Annotated in this window: 14 protein-coding genes and 1 pseudogene; 8 read left to right on the top strand and 7 right to left on the bottom strand. The window is 71.7% G+C overall.

From position 1 onward, the window contains the following. Nucleotides 1-38 precede the first annotated feature (38 nt). Together queA and tgt are read left to right on the top strand one after the other, a co-directional pair. Nucleotides 39-1,064: a tRNA preQ1(34) S-adenosylmethionine ribosyltransferase-isomerase QueA gene (gene queA, locus V6M57_RS16820; protein WP_332816160.1), complete on the top strand. Its 1,026-nt coding sequence runs from the start codon at nt 39-41 to the stop codon at nt 1,062-1,064. A gap of 150 nt (nt 1,065-1,214) precedes the next feature. Then, nucleotides 1,215-2,375 carry a tRNA guanosine(34) transglycosylase Tgt gene (gene tgt / locus V6M57_RS16815; RefSeq protein WP_332816159.1) on the top strand — a complete coding sequence of 387 codons (1,161 nt, stop codon included), beginning with the start codon at nt 1,215-1,217 and terminating at the stop codon, nt 2,373-2,375. A 22-nt stretch (nt 2,376-2,397) separates the two neighbouring features. On the opposite strand, the gene V6M57_RS16810 is transcribed toward tgt, so the two are convergent. The 6 genes from V6M57_RS16810 to V6M57_RS16785 form a co-directional block, all read right to left on the bottom strand. Continuing rightward, nucleotides 2,398-3,468, bottom strand: coding sequence for a serine endopeptidase (locus V6M57_RS16810; protein WP_332816158.1), 1,071 nt, complete (start codon nt 3,466-3,468; stop codon nt 2,398-2,400). An 82-nt stretch (nt 3,469-3,550) separates the two neighbouring features. Then, nucleotides 3,551-4,810 carry an FIST signal transduction protein gene (locus V6M57_RS16805; RefSeq protein ID WP_332816157.1) on the bottom strand — a complete coding sequence of 420 codons (1,260 nt, stop codon included), beginning with the start codon at nt 4,808-4,810 and terminating at the stop codon, nt 3,551-3,553. Nucleotides 4,811-4,823: 13 nt separating this feature from the next. After that, the gene (locus V6M57_RS16800; protein ID WP_332816156.1) at nt 4,824-5,528 is read right to left on the bottom strand and encodes a PhaM family polyhydroxyalkanoate granule multifunctional regulatory protein; all 705 of its coding nucleotides are present in this window, start codon (nt 5,526-5,528) and stop codon (nt 4,824-4,826) included. 76 nt (nt 5,529-5,604) lie between these two features. Next, on the bottom strand, nt 5,605-6,105 hold the full coding sequence (locus V6M57_RS16795) for a copper chaperone PCu(A)C (RefSeq protein ID WP_332816155.1): 501 nt from the start codon (nt 6,103-6,105) through the stop codon (nt 5,605-5,607). Between the two features lie 162 nt (nt 6,106-6,267). Next, entirely contained in the window at nt 6,268-6,621 is a 354-nt protein-coding gene (locus tag V6M57_RS16790; protein WP_332816154.1) for a DUF2946 family protein, read from the bottom strand. A 78-nt stretch (nt 6,622-6,699) separates the two neighbouring features. After that, nucleotides 6,700-7,503 (bottom strand): enoyl-CoA hydratase/isomerase family protein, encoded by an 804-nt coding sequence (locus V6M57_RS16785; protein ID WP_332816153.1) that lies wholly within the window; start codon nt 7,501-7,503, stop codon nt 6,700-6,702. Between the two features lie 27 nt (nt 7,504-7,530). Between V6M57_RS16785 and V6M57_RS16780 the strand changes: the two genes are divergently transcribed. The 4 genes from V6M57_RS16780 to V6M57_RS16765 all read left to right on the top strand — a co-directional run bounded on the left by V6M57_RS16780 (nt 7,531) and on the right by V6M57_RS16765 (nt 12,090). After that, a complete protein-coding gene (locus V6M57_RS16780; RefSeq protein ID WP_332816152.1) occupies nt 7,531-7,947 on the top strand; it encodes a VOC family protein in 417 nt (138 codons plus the stop codon). A 103-nt stretch (nt 7,948-8,050) separates the two neighbouring features. Next, the gene (gene otsB / locus V6M57_RS16775) at nt 8,051-8,797 is read left to right on the top strand and encodes a trehalose-phosphatase (protein WP_332816151.1); all 747 of its coding nucleotides are present in this window, start codon (nt 8,051-8,053) and stop codon (nt 8,795-8,797) included. 61 nt (nt 8,798-8,858) lie between these two features. Next, on the top strand, nt 8,859-10,655 hold the full coding sequence (locus tag V6M57_RS16770; RefSeq protein WP_332816150.1) for a glycoside hydrolase family 15 protein: 1,797 nt from the start codon (nt 8,859-8,861) through the stop codon (nt 10,653-10,655). A gap of 13 nt (nt 10,656-10,668) precedes the next feature. After that, entirely contained in the window at nt 10,669-12,090 is a 1,422-nt protein-coding gene (locus tag V6M57_RS16765; RefSeq protein WP_332816149.1) for an alpha,alpha-trehalose-phosphate synthase (UDP-forming), read from the top strand. Nucleotides 12,091-12,238: 148 nt separating this feature from the next. Here V6M57_RS16765 and V6M57_RS16760 read toward each other — a convergent pair whose 3' ends face one another. Beyond that, the gene (locus tag V6M57_RS16760) at nt 12,239-13,246 is read right to left on the bottom strand and encodes a fumarylacetoacetate hydrolase family protein (protein WP_332816148.1); all 1,008 of its coding nucleotides are present in this window, start codon (nt 13,244-13,246) and stop codon (nt 12,239-12,241) included. Between the two features lie 117 nt (nt 13,247-13,363). On the opposite strand from V6M57_RS16760, the gene V6M57_RS16755 reads away from it, so the two are divergent. Beyond that, nucleotides 13,364-14,140: an IclR family transcriptional regulator gene (locus V6M57_RS16755; RefSeq protein WP_332816147.1), complete on the top strand. Its 777-nt coding sequence runs from the start codon at nt 13,364-13,366 to the stop codon at nt 14,138-14,140. Continuing rightward, nucleotides 14,137-14,349 (top strand): annotated as a pseudogene (locus V6M57_RS16750) (hypothetical protein); the annotation flags it as partial. The gene V6M57_RS16755 and the pseudogene V6M57_RS16750, both read left to right, overlap by 4 nt.

Below are 14,349 nucleotides of genomic sequence, written 5' to 3'. Positions count from 1 at the left end.
CCTTCCGACTTGGAACGGGCTCCGTCCAGCCCTCAAGCATGCGCGCATTCACCCTGGGCGACTTCGACTTCGCCCTGCCCCCCGAACTGATCGCCCAGCAGCCGGCCGCCGAGCGCAGCGCCTCGCGCCTGCTCGATGGCCGCCACGCGGCGCCGGCCGACCGCGTGTTCCGCGAATTGCCGGCCCTGCTCACCCCCGGCGACCTGCTGGTGTTCAACGACACCCAGGTGATCAAGGCCCGCCTGTTCGGCGAGAAGCCCACCGGCGGGCGCGTCGAAATGCTGGTCGAGCGCGTGCTGCGCGGCTGCGAGGCCGTGGTCCACCTGCGCGCGAGCAAGAAGCCGCCCGTGGGCACCACGCTGGCGATGGAAGGCGGCTTCACCGCCACCCTGCTCGGACGCTGGCCCGACGCGGACGGCCCGCTGTTCCGCTTCGGTTTCAGCGACGAACCGTTCGCGCTGATGGAGCGCCACGGCCACGTGCCGCTGCCGCCCTACATCGAGCACGCCGACACGGCGCAGGATGCCGAGCGCTACCAGACGGTGTTCGCCCGCTCGCCCGGCGCCATCGCCGCGCCCACCGCGGCCCTGCACTTCGACGACGCCGTGCTCGCCAGCCTGGAGGCCTGCGGCGTGCGCCGCGCCAGCCTCACCCTGCACGTGGGCGCCGGCACCTTCCAGCCGGTGCGCACCGACGATATTGCGCAGCACCGCATGCACAGCGAGTGGTACGAGATCCCGGCGGCAACACAGGAGGCGATCGCGCATACCCGCCTGCACGGCGGCCGCATCGTCGCCGTCGGCACCACCACCGTGCGCACGCTGGAGAGCTGGGCGCTGACCGGCCAGACCGAGGGCGACACCGACATCTTCATCACGCCGGGCTTCCGCTTCCGGCTGGTGGACTTGATGGTCACCAACTTCCACCTGCCCCGGTCCACGCTGATGATGCTGGTGTCGGCCTTCGCCGGCCACGAGCACGTGATGGGGCTGTACCGGCATGCCGTCGAACAGCGCTACCGGTTCTTCAGCTACGGCGACGCCATGCTCCTCGAGCGAAAATGACGACCACCCCGAAGCGGCCTGCGGCCGCCTCCCCTCAAGGGGCGCCACCTGCGGCCCGGCAAAGCCGGTTCCGCGGCGGCCACGCGACCCTGCGAAATGGCCACTGCTGATCGGCGGGCGCAACGCCCTGAACAGCACTCCTGACCTGAAATGCTGCAATTCGAGATCCTCGCCACCGAGGGCCGCGCGCGCCGCGCCCGGCTGACCCTCAACCACGGCGTCGTGCAGACGCCGGTCTTCATGCCGGTGGGCACCTACGGCACGGTCAAGGGCGTGACACCGCGCTCGCTGGAGGAGATGGGCGCCCAGATCATCCTGGGCAACACCTTCCACCTGTGGATGCGTCCCGGGCTGGACGTGCTGGCGCAGTTCGGCGGGCTGCACCGCTTCGAAGGCTGGCAGCGGCCGATCCTGACCGACTCCGGCGGCTTCCAGGTCTGGAGCCTGGGCGAGATGCGCAAGATCAGCGAGGAGGGCGTGAAGTTCGCCTCGCCGGTCCACGGCGACCGGCTGTTCCTCACGCCCGAGGTCTCGATGCAGGTGCAGACCGCGCTGAACAGCGACATCGTGATGCAGTTCGACGAGTGCACGCCCTACGAGACCAAGGGCCATGTCACCACCGAGGCCGAAGCGCGCTTCTCGATGGAGCTGTCGCGCCGCTGGGCGCTGCGCTGCCGGGCCGAGTTCGCGCGGCTGGAAAACCCGAACGCGCTGTTCGGCATCGTGCAGGGCGGCATGTTCGAGCGCCTGCGCGAGGAATCGCTGGCCGCGCTGGTCGAGATGGACTTCCCCGGCTACGCCATCGGCGGCGTCAGCGTCGGCGAACCCAAGGAGGACATGCAGCGCATCGTCGCCCACACGCCGCACCGCCTGCCGGCGCACAAGCCGCGCTACCTGATGGGCGTGGGCACGCCGCAGGACCTGGTGGACGGCGTGGCCAACGGCGTGGACCTGTTCGACTGCGTGATGCCCACCCGCAATGCCCGCAACGGCCACCTGTTCACCCGCTTCGGCGACCTGAAGATCCGCAATGCCCGGCATCGCAGCGACGAGCGCCCGCTGGACGAGACCTGCGGCTGCTACACCTGCCGCGGCCACGTGCGCGCCGATGGCAGCGTGAGCGGCGGCTTCTCGCGCGCCTACCTGCACCACCTGGAGCGCTGCGGCGAGATGCTGGCGCCGATGCTGGCCAGCATCCACAACCTGCACTACTACCTGAATTTGATGCGCGAGATCCGGCAGGCGCTGGACGAGCAGCGCTTCGCGGCGTTCGCGCGGCAGTTCCGCGAAGACCGGGCGCGAGGCGTGTGATGCGCGCGGGCGACCGTGGCGCTCAGGCGCCTGCGGCCGCCGGCTGCGCGGAGCCGGGCGCCGCCGCGCCGGTGCCGCAGGCGTGGCAGAAGCGGGCGAACGCGTTCTTGCGCGTGGCGCAGTGGCCGCAGCGGTCGAACAGGCCGATGCCGCAGTGCGGGCAGAAGTCGATCTTCTCGTTCTTCAGGTCCACCGGCCGCTCGCAGCCCGGGCACACGCCCTTGGCCAGTCGCGCCAGGGCGGTGTCGTAGGGCAGTTCCTCGCGCCGCTCGGCGTCCGGCTTCTGCTCGGCCGCCTTCTGCCGCTGCAGGTAGCGCTCCAGCGCCAGGATGGCCTGGCGGCCGGCCAGCACCGTGATGAGGATGCCCACCGCGTAGCGCACGTAGCCGCCGTAGCTGGGCAGGTAAGGCACCAGTTCGACGAAGAAGGTGAACAGCGCGAACAGGATGAAGCCCCAGACGAAGGGCCAGTAGGTGCTCCTGCGCTTGTGGCGGAACAGCCAGCCGGCCACCGCCAGCAGCGGCAGGGTGAGCGCCAGCCGGTACAGGAACACGCGCAGTTCCACCTTGCGCTGCTCGGCGGAGAGGCGCTTGCCGGCCTCCTGCTGCATGTCCGTCAGGCTCCGTCGCGAGCGTTCCTGCCGCTGGCGCGCGTCCAGCGCCGCCTGCTCCTGCTGCTCGACGGCGGCCTGCGCGCTGCGCTCGGCCTGCTTGAGCGCATCGAGCTGGCGGGTGCGCGCCAGCAGCTCGGTGTCCTGCTCCGCCAGCTGGGTGGCGCGCCGCGTCGCCAGCCAGTTGTTGAAGGTCTCGCGCGCGCTGTTCGAGTCGGCGCGCGCCACCTGCAGCTTGAGCCGGACCTGCTCCAGCGCCGACTGCGCGTCGCGCTGGGCCCGCTCGCCGGCCTTGATGTCGGCGCGCAGCCGCTCGGCGGTGGCGCGGTCCAGGAAGTCGTCCAGCGTGAGCCGCTGCTCCACCTTGGGCAGGTCGCCCACCAGGGTGCCGCCCAGTCCGATCAGGAAACCCGCGAACACGAACGCCACCAGCCACAGGCCGCGGCGGAACCACTTCTCCGACAGGCGCAGCGCCTTTCCCATGGTCTCCTCCCCTCGTCAGGCTGCCATTGGCGGCAGCTGCGCCGCATTCTGCACGGGCGGGCGCACGAAGGAGAAAGGCCGCTCAGCGGAACACGGTCAGCACGCCCGTGTAGCCGTACAGGTGGTGGCGCGCGATCTCGCCGCCGGCGAAGAAGCCCACCAGCGGCACGTCGCCCAGTGCGCGCCGCACGATCTGCAGTTCCGCGCTGGGGCCGCCGAAGTGCGGGCCGCCGCGGCCGGCGCAGCTGACGTAGACGGCGCCGGCGATGCGCCGCTCGGGGCTGGGCGCGGCCTGCGCCTCCGGCGCCGCCAGGGCAGCGGCGACCGGCCGCGGCATTTCCTCGGGCTCCAGCTCCTCGCGGATCTCGGAGCAGATGCGCACCAGGTCCGCGCGCGCCGCCTGCGCGTTGCGGCTGCAGAAGGCCATGCGCATGCCGGGCTCGACCCGGCTGGCCACCGCGACGCCGCGCCGGCCCGGGTCCAGCCCGATGATGTGCCGCACTTCGACGTCGGCGCCGAAGGTGCCGCCGCGCGCCATCAGGTCCTCGCCCGGCGCGGTCAGGCCGACCAGGGTGGCGCGCAGCCGGGCGATGGCCGCCTCGGGCCGGTCCAGCGAGATCTGCGCTTCGTCCAGCAGCAGGTCGAGCGCCGGCTCGCCGTCCAGCGCCAGCAGCACGTTGCCCTCGGCGGCGGTGACCACGCGCTCGCGGCCGAGCGGCTGGCAACCCTGGGTCACGCGCGAAACCAGTCGCACGCCCTCGCCGAACGCCACCCCCGACAGGCCGCCGCGGAACACGCCGCCGGCCTTGCCCTGGCCCCGGATGTTGCCGTTGCCGCCGACCGCGAACTGCACGGTGTCGCTGCGGCTGGCCGCCAGCCCGCCGAACAGGTAGCCGGTGGCGGTGCGATCGGCCATCTCGGCCACCAGCTCGCCGAGTTCGGGCGTGGACGCATCGGCGTGCACCAGCGCGGTGTACGGCTCGAAACCCATGCCCTCGCCGCCGCCCAGCGGCGCCACGCCGGAGAACACCCGGTACTGGTGCGGCGGCACGGCGCACAGCATGACGGCCAGCGCCGGCTCGTCGAAGTACTCGACGTTGCTGGACGCGATGCCCACGCCGACCGTGCCGGCCCAGTCGGTGACTTCCGGCAGCCCGGCCGAGAGCTGGTCCAGGATGTCCTGCGCCTGCGCCGCGTAGTGGTCGGTGATGTACAGCAGCCCCAGCGTCGGCGCCGCGGCGTAGTCGGGCAGCGCCATCTGGGCGCGCAACTGCGCCAGCACCAGCCCGGCCGCCATCGGCCAATGCGGATGGGTGGCATGCGCGAACGGGAACAGCTTCATCGTGCCGAGACCGTCAGCGGCTGGGGGAACGCTTGCGGGACGCGCCCTTGCGCGCCTTGGCGGTGCCACCCGAAGACTTGCGGGCGGCTTTCGCACCCGCGCCCGGGGCGGCGGCGCGCATCACGTCGCCGGCCGACCGGACCGCGTCGCGGGCCATGTGGCGCGCCGTATCGACGGCAGTGTTGCGCGCCGCATCCTGGAACGCGTCGGCCGCGATCTGCTGGAATTGCTGCGTCAGCGCGCCCCACCACTGCATCGGGTCGACCACGCCATTGCCGCCCTTGCCCGCCGCCGGGCTGGCGGACTTGCGCCCGCGCGCGGGCCGCGCGACGCCCGAGACGGTGCCGGCGGCGCCGGCGGCCGTCTCGGTGGCCTTCTGCACCCCGCCGAGCACGGTGTCGGCGGCCTTGAGCTTGAACGCATTGGCCACGTCGGCCATGTTGAAGTTCATGCCCTGGAGCGTGGCCAACGTCATCTTCTGCACCTCCAGCGCCTGGATGGTGGCGGCCAGCGCCCGGGAGTTCTGGTCCAGCCAGAAGTGCACGGCCTTGAGTTCTTCGACGCGCTTTTCCAGCTCCTCGACATTGAGCGTGGGCGCGACCCAGTTGGCCAGGTTGGGCATCTGCGGGATGGCCTGGCCGGCGCCCTTGGCCAGGTTCTGCAGGAAGTCGAACCCGGGCACGAACTTGCCGAAGCCCAGGGGATCTTGCTCGCTCATGGCCGCGCCTTTCATCGGACGAATGGCGCCAGCTTAGAGCATTGCGGCCGGAAAAGCCGCGCCTGCGGCTGGCGGATCAGTGCTTCCCGTGTCCGTGCCCGTGCGCATCGGCGGCCCCCGCCTCGCGCGGCGGCACGGCGGACACCGGCACCTGCAGCGCCAGTTCGCGCAGCTCGCCGGACGACGTCTTGAAGCTCAGGGTGAGCGGGATGCGGGTGTTGGCCGCCAGGGGCGCCTTGAGCTCCTGCAGCATCAGGTGGTGGCCGCCCGGCTTGAGCTGGACCGGCCGGTTGGGCTCGAGCTTCAGCTCGGCGACCGGACGCATGCGCATCACGTCGCCTTCCATCTTCATCTCGTGCACCTCGGCAAGGCCGGCCACCGGGCTGGCCGCACCCACCAGGGTCAGCGGCTCCTGCGCCACCAGCGTCATGAAGGCGCCCGAGGCGCGCTGGCCCTGCACGCTGGCGCGCGCCCAGGGAGCAAGCACCGTGACAGGGGCGGCCGCCTGCGCCCAGGCACCGGCGATGGAAGCGAGCGCCAGCACGGCGCCCAGCAAGGTCTTGGAGATCGTGTTCATGGTTGAATTCCTTGTTTCAATGGGGGTGGCTGCGGCCAGGTGGCCCGGCGCGCCTGGAGGGCAGAGGCCGACACCTCCTGCTCGGCCGTCTCCGGCCGGACCGCAACGCGCGGGGCGAGCAGTCCAGGACCGGCACGCGGGCGCACCGCGGCCGGGATCGGTTCAGGCCAGGAGGACGGGTGGCCCGCGGGCCGGCAGCGGCGCCGCGGAACGCGCGGCGGGAGAGCGGGCCGGGATCGGCCGCAGCACCTCGCCCAGCGGCAGCAACGCCGTCGCGGCCAGCACGGCGGGCGGCGGCGGCACGACACTGGCGCACAGCGGGCAGTCGAAGGTGTGGGTGGCGGTCGGGGCACCGCCGTCGTCGGCCTTGACCAGCAGCTTCATCGCGCCGCCGCTGCAGACCAGGTCCAGCGCCTTGGGCTGGACGATCGGCGAGGCGACCGCGACACCGATCGACAGCGCGAACCAGGCCAGCACGAGGCGGGCGAGGACGCGGGCTTGGCGCAGGCGCTGCATGCCCGTGATTATCGGCCGGTCGTCCAGGGCCGCGCGCCGTACCCGGCCGCGCTTGACCTGGCGCAACGGTCCGGGGACTCAGGCGCCCGGGAACTTCGGCGCCCGGCGCTCGCGCAGGGACGCCACGCCCTCGCGCACGTCGGGCCCGCCGAACCCCATGAATTCCAGCGCCAGCGAGGTGTCGAAGGCCGGCCCCGCCTGGCGCAGCCAGTTGTTGAGCGAGTACTTGGTCCAGCGGATCGCGCTCTGGCTGCCCTGCGCCAGCCGGTCCGCCAGCTCGTAGGCCTTGGGCACCAGCTGCGCATCGTCCACCGCCAGCGCCACCAGGCCGATGCGCTCGGCTTCCTCGCCGCTGACCGGCTCGCACAGCATCAGGTAGTACTTGGCCTTGGCCATGCCGCACAGCAGCGGCCAGACGATGGCGGCGTGGTCGCCGGCCGCCACGCCCAGCCGGGTGTGGCCGTCGACGATCTTCGCGTTCCGGGCCGCGATCGGGATGTCGGCCAGCAGTCCCGCCACCAGCCCGGCGCCCACGGCCGGCCCGTGCATGGCGCTGACGATCGGCTTGTCGCAGTTGATCACGTTGTAGACCAGGTCGCGCGCCTCCTTCCAGACGCGGCTGCGCACCTCGAAGTCGGTGCTCATGTCCTGCACCAGCGACAGGTCGCCGCCGCCGGAGAAGCCCTGGCCCTCCCCGCGCAGCACGGCGCAGCGCACGCCGTCGTCGGCCGACACGTCGCGCCAGACCTCGGCCAGTTCGCGGTGGCCGTCGTGGCCGGCGGTGGGCAGCTTGCCGTTGGGGGCGCGCATGACGATGTCGAGCACCGAGTCGCCCGGGCCGCGGCGGCTGATGGCAAGGGTGCGGTAGCGCGAGTAGTCCATGGCAGCTCGGTGCAGTAGTCTTGCGGGATGGCAAGCTTATTCCACCTCGCCTTCCACGTGACCGACCTCGACGCGGCGCGCCGTTTCTACGGCGGCGTCCTGGGCTGCACGGAGGGCCGCAGCACCGACACCTGGGTCGACTTCGATTTCTTCGGCCACCAGCTGTCGCTGCACCTGGGCACGCCGTTCGCCACCAGCCGCACCGGCCGCGTGGGCGACCAGCTGGTGCCGATGCCGCACTTCGGCCTCGTGCTGGAGTTGCCGCAATGGCAGGCGATGGCCGAACGGCTGCGCGCGGCCGGCACCGCCTTCATCATCGAGCCGCACCTGCGCTACCCCGGCCAGCCGGGCGAGCAATGGACCATGTTCTTCAGCGACCCCTGCGGCAACCCGATCGAGGTCAAGGGTTTCCGTTCGCTGCAGGGCCTGTACGCGCCGCAGTGATGCGGGGCCGCGCGGCCCGCTCCGCCTGTAAGCCGCGTCCTACGCAGGGCCACGGTGGCTGCGGCGGGCGGTCCGCGCCACCCCCGTGTTACGGTCAGGGTCCATGAATTTCGTCGACATCCTGTGTCCGGCCTGTGCGCTGTTCCTGGACTTCGACGGCACGCTGGTGGACATCGCGCCGGAGCCCGGCGCCGTCGTCGTCCCCTCCGGCCTGGTGCCCCTGCTGGATGCCCTGCAGCAATACCTCGGGGGGGCCATGGCGGTGGTCAGCGGCCGGCCGATCCGCGAGATCGATCGTTTCCTCGACCCCTTGCGACTGCCGGTGGCGGGGGTGCACGGGGCCGAGCGCCGCGCCGCCGACGGCGCGATCGCGCGGCTGCCGGCGCATCCGCTCGAGACGGTGGAGCAGGCGGCGCGGGCGCTGGTGGCGCGCCATCCCGAGCTGCTGCTGGAACACAAGGACCGTTCGCTCGCCCTGCACTACCGGCAGGCGCCGCAGCTCGAGGCCCTGTGCATCGAGGCGATGGAGCAGGCGGTGGACCAGTCGCCCGGGTTGGCGCTGCTGCGCGGCAAGATGGTGGTGGAGGCCAAGCCGGGTGGTGCCAGCAAGGGCAGCGCCATCGAAGCCTTCCTGCGCGAGCCGCCGTTTGCCGGCCGCACGCCGGTGTTCGTCGGCGACGACGTCACCGACGAAGCGGGCTTTGCCGCGGTGCAGCGGCTGGGCGGGCTGGGCGTCAAGGTGGGCGAGGGCCCGACCGTGGCCTGGCAGCGCCTGTCGCACCCGGGCGCGCTGCGCCTGGAATTCGAGAACGCGGTGGCCATGAAGGTCACCCGCAAGGACACGGCATGAGCCGCCCGGCCGCATTCGCTGCCGCGCAACGCGCTCCCGCCGCGGCGAAAGGCCTTCCGCGATGCGAGCCAACACCTCGATCCCCAACCTGAACCTCGGCGTGGTCGGCAATTGCGCGTACAGCGCGCTGGTCGACGAGCGGGGCAGCGTCGTCTGGTGCTGCCTGCCGCGCTTCGACGGCGATCCGGTCTTCAACGCGCTGCTGGACCCGAGCGAGAACGCGGCCCTGTGGGCCTTCGAGCTGGAGGACTTCGCGCGCAGCGAGCACCACTACGAGCCCAACACCGCGATCCTGCGCACCCGGCTGTACGACCGCCAGGGCCAGGGCATCGAGATCTCCGATTTCGCGCCGCGCTTCTGGAGCCGCAACCGCACCTTCCGGCCGCTGACGCTGATCCGCCGCGTGCGCGTGCTGGGTGGCACGCCGCGCATGCGCGTGGTGCTGCGACCGCGCTTCGACTGGGGCCGGCACCAGCCCCAGGTCACCCGCGGCAGCACCCACATCCGCTTCGTCGGGCCGCAGCAGACGCTGCGCGTGAACACCGACGCGCCGATCGAATACATCCTGTCCGAGACCTTCTTCGTGGTCGACCGGCCGCTGAACTTCATCCTGGGGCCGGACGAGACGCTGACCGGGGGCATCGAGGACACCGCGCGCTCGTTCGAGCAGGACACCGCCACCTACTGGCGCCACTGGACCCGGTCGCTGACGCTGCCGCTCGAGTGGCAGGATGCGGTGATCCGCGCCGCCATCACGCTCAAGCTGTCGCTGTTCGAGGACACCGGCGCGATCGTCGCGGCCATGACCACCAGCATCCCCGAGGCGCCGGACAGCGGGCGCAACTGGGACTACCGCTACTGCTGGCTGCGCGACGCCTTCTTCGTCGTGCGCGCGCTCAACAGCATCTCCGAAGTGGCGACCATGGAGGAGTACCTGCGCTGGCTCAACAACGTCATCGTGCGCTCGCGCGGCGGCCACATCCAGCCCCTGTACGGGGTCGGCCAGGAGGAACAGCTGCCCGAGTCCATCCTCGGGCACCTGGGGGGCTATCGCGGCATGGGGCCGGTGCGGGTGGGCAACCAGGCCGCCGAACACTTCCAGCACGACGTGTACGGCAACATCGTGCTGGGCGCGGCCCAGGCCTTCCACGACCACCGGCTGCTGCGCCGTTCCGGCCGCGCCGAATTCGCCTCGCTGGAAGCCGTCGGCGAGCAGGCCTTCCGCATCTACGACACGCCCGACGCCGGCATGTGGGAGTTGCGCACCCGCGCGCGCATCCACACGTCCTCGGCGCTGATGGGCTGGGCGGCGTGCGACCGGCTGGCGAAGGTGGCGGTCACGCTGGCGCTGGGCGACCGGGCCGACTACTGGCGCGGGCGCGCCGACACCATCCGCGAGCGCATCCTGCGCGAGGCCTGGAGCGAGGAGCGGCAGGCCTTCGCCGAGAGCTTCGGCGGACGCGACCTGGACGCCAGCGCGCTGCTGATGGCCGAGGTCGGCTTCATCGATCCGAAGGACCCGCGCTTCGTCGCCACCGTCGACGCGCTGGGGGCGTGCCTGTGCGACGGGCCCTACATGCGCCGCTACGAGGCCGCCGACGACTTCGGCAAGCCCGAGACCGCCTTCAACATCTGCACCTTCTGGCGCATCGACGCGCTGGCGCGCATCGGCCGCAAGCGCGAGGCGCGCGAGATCTTCGAGCTGATGCTGGGCAGCCGCAACCCGCTCGGGCTGCTGTCCGAAGACACCCATGCGCAGACCGGCGAGATGTGGGGCAACTTCCCGCAGACCTACTCCATGGTCGGCCTGATCAACGCCGCGGTGCGCCTGTCGGCGCCGTGGGACACGGTGATCTGAGCGGCGCCTACCCATGGGCCGGATCGTCGCCGTTTCCAACCGCGTGGCCGACCCGCGCAGGACGGCGGCGGGCGGACTGGCCGTGGCCCTGGGCGAGGTGCTCAAGCGCAGCGGCGGGCTGTGGTTCGGCTGGAGCGGCAAGCTGTCCGACGACGGCGGCTCGCCGTCCGGCGGGGGCGAACCGCGCGTGCACCAGCAGCAGGCCGGGCCGGTCAAGCTCGCCACCGTCGATCTCAGCCCGGCCGACTACGAGTCCTACTACGTCGGCTACTCCAACGGCGTGCTGTGGCCGGTGTTCCACTACCGCCTCGACCTGGCCGACTTCGACGCCGGCTACATCGAAGGCTACCGGCGCGTGAACCAGCTGTTCGCCCGCGCCCTGCTGCCCCTGCTGCGCCCGGACGACGTGATCTGGGTGCACGACTACCACCTGATCCCGCTGGCGGCGGAGCTGCGGGCGCTGGGCTGCACCCAGCCGATCGGCTTTTTCCTGCACATCCCGCTGCCGCCGCCGCTGATCCTGGCGGCGATCCCGGGCCACGACTGGCTGATGAAGGGCCTGTGCTCGTACGACGCCCTGGGCTTCCAGAGCCACGCCGACCACGACCACTTCTGCCGCTACATCCAGGACGAGGCCCATGCCCAGGAGGCCGGCGGCGGGCGCTGGCGCGTATTCAACCGCACCATCCACCCGCTGGCGCTGCCGATCGGCCTGGACGTCGACGAGTTCCAGGCGCTGGCCGAAGCACCCGAGGCGCGCGAGATGTACGAGCGCATGCGGCGCGAGTACTCGCGCCGCAAGGTGCTGGTGGGGGTGGACCGGCTGGACTACTCCAAGGGGCTGCCGCAGCGCATCCGCGCCTTCGGCGAGCTGCTGGCGCGCTATCCGGAGACGCGCCAGAGCGCCACGCTGATCCAGATCGCCTCGCCCAGCCGCGAGGACGTCAGCGCCTACACCGACATCCTGCACGAGCTGGAGAGCCTGTGCGGGGCGATCAACGGCAACTACGGCGAGCTGGACTGGATGCCGGTGCGCTACATGCACCGCACGGTCGCGCGGGCCCGCCTGCCGGGGCTGTACCGGGCCAGCCGAGTGGCGCTGGTGACGCCGCTGCGTGACGGCATGAACCTGGTGGCCAAGGAGTTCATCGCGGCGCAGGACCCGGAGGACCCCGGCGTGCTGGTGCTGTCGCGCTTCGCCGGCGCCGCCGAGCAGCTCAAGGAAGCGTTGATGGTCAATCCCTACGACATCGAAGGCACGGCGGCGACCATCCACCTGGCGCTGCAGATGGGGCTGGAGGAACGGCGCGAGCGGCATGGCGCGCTGCTGGCGACGCTGCGCCGGCAGGACGTGCACTGGTGGTGCGACACCTTCCTGGAGGCCCTGGGGCAGGCCGAGGCGCAGGAGTCGGGGACGCCCTGGCTGCGGTTGTAGGGGACAGGCCGGGTCAGCCGGGTCCTCCCCTCCCGCTGTCATCCTGGCGAAAGCCAGGATCCATCTCCCGGGTTCTGCCCGCCGCGCGTGCGCGTTCCGGCACCGGGGATGGATTGCGGCGCAAGGCCGCAATGACAAGGGTGGTGCCTTACGCCGGCGCCGCGATCTTCTGGTCGATCGCCCCGAAGAGGCTCTGGCCGTCGCGGCCCTTCATCTCGATGCGGATGGTGTCGCCGAACTTCATGAAGTCGGTGCCCGGCCGGCCGTCCTGGATGGTCTCGATGGCGCGCTTCTCGGCGATGCAGCTGTACCCCTTGGGCCACTCCATCCGGCCGCCCTGCTCGACGCCCTTGTTGCTGACGGTGCCGGAGCCGACGATGCTGCCGGCGCGCACGTTGCGGGTCTTGCAGATGTGGGCGATCAGCTGGCCGAAGTGGAAGGTCATCTCCGGGCCGGCCTCGCACATCCCGACCTTGCGGCCGTTCCAGGTGGCCTGCAGCGTCAGGTGCACGCGCCCGCCCTGCCAGGCGTCGCCCAGTTCGTCGGGCGTGACCGCCACCGGGCTGAAGGCGGTGGCCGGCTTGCTCTGGAAGAAGCCGAAACCCTTGGCCAGTTCGGCCGGGATCAGGTTGCGCAGGCTGACGTCGTTGGCCAGCATCAGCAGGCGGATGCCGTCCAGCGCCTGCTCGGGCGTGGCCTGCATGGGCACGTCGCCGGTGATCACCGCCACCTCGGCCTCGAAGTCGATGCCGTAGTCCTCGCTGGGGACCACCACGTCGTCGCAGGGGCCGATGAAGTCGTCGCTGCCGCCCTGGTACATCAGCGGGTCGGTGTAGAAGGTAGCCGGCACTTCCGCCTTGCGCGCGGCGCGCACCAGTTCCACGTGGTTGATGTAGGCCGAGCCGTCGGCCCACTGGTAGGCGCGCGGCAGCGGCGCCATGCAGCGCTGCGGCTCGAACGGGAAGGCGTGGCGCGCCTTGCCCTGGTTCAGGGCCTCGTACAGGTCCTGCAGTTGCGGGGCGATGAAGCCCCAGTCGTCCAGCGCCTGCTGCAGGCGCGCGGCAATGCCGGTCGCATAATGGGCCGTCGCCAGGTCGCGCGAGACCACCACCAGCTGGCCGTCGCGCGAACCGTCCTTGTAGGTCGCAAGCTTCATCCGGGAATTGCCTTCGTTTCGCGTGTTGCGCTAGAGTCGGCGCCGACCGTCGCGTTACGCATGGTGAAATGAATTTACCTAATCGAAATTCTACAAGAAGCCCCCGCGCGTGAAGGCATGAAGGAACGCGCCGGGATCCAGTCGGTGGAGGTGGGCTTCGCGCTGCTCGATGCGCTGGGCCAGGCGCGCGGGCCGCTGATGCTGCGCGACCTCGCCGCCGCTGCCGGCATGAGCGCCGCCAAGGCGCACCGCTACCTGGTGAGCTTCCAGCGCTTGCAGCTGGTGGTGCAGGACGCCGCGACCACCCGCTATGACCTGGGACCTGCGGCGCTCAAACTGGGGCTCGCCGCGCTGTCGCGGCTGGACGCGGTCAAGCTGGCGCGCGAGCGCATCGCCGGCCTGATGGAGCGCATCGGCCACACGCTGGCGCTGGCCGTCTGGGGCAACCACGGGCCGACCATCGTGCACTGGGAAGAGTCGCCCTCGGCGGTCACCGTGAACCTGCGCCTGGGCGACGTGATGCCGCTGCTGACCTCGGCCACCGGCCGCTGCTTCGCGGCCTGGGCGCCCAAGGAAGCGATCACCCCGCTGCTGCGCGAGGAACTGGCGCGCGCCCAGAAGCAGGGCCGCAGCGACCTGCCGGCGTCCATGGCGCAGGTGCGCACGCTGCTCGAGGAAGTGCGCCAGCGCGGCGCCGCCCGGGTGGTCGACGTGGTGCTGCCCGGCATCATCGGGTTCTGCCTGCCGGTGTTCGACGCCGACGGCCACATGGCGCTGGGCCTGGTCGCGCTCGGCCCCACCGGCACCTTCGACCCCGCCTGGAACGGCGCCGTGCATGGCCCCTTGCGGCAGGCCGCGGCGCAACTGTCCAGCGACCTGGGCTGGCGCGGATGAACGCGGCCCCGGGCGTGCCGTTGCGGCCGCTCGGGGTGCTGGCGCTGGCCGTGTCCACGCTGCACGTGTTCGCCTTGTGGCTGGCGCCGGGCCGCCTGCAGCCGGCCCTGCGTCCGGCGCCGCTGGCCGTTCGCGCCATCGAGCCCCCGGCTCCGGACCGGCCCCCCGCGCCGGCCGGGCCCGGCGCCGTCGCCCCGGCCGTCGCAGCG

Source organism: Ramlibacter sp. (genome assembly GCF_036676645.1).
Classification (GTDB): Bacteria; Pseudomonadota; Gammaproteobacteria; order Burkholderiales; family Burkholderiaceae_C; genus Ramlibacter.
Note: the sequence above shows the minus strand (reverse complement) of the source record. Positions and strands in the feature narration are given on the sequence as shown.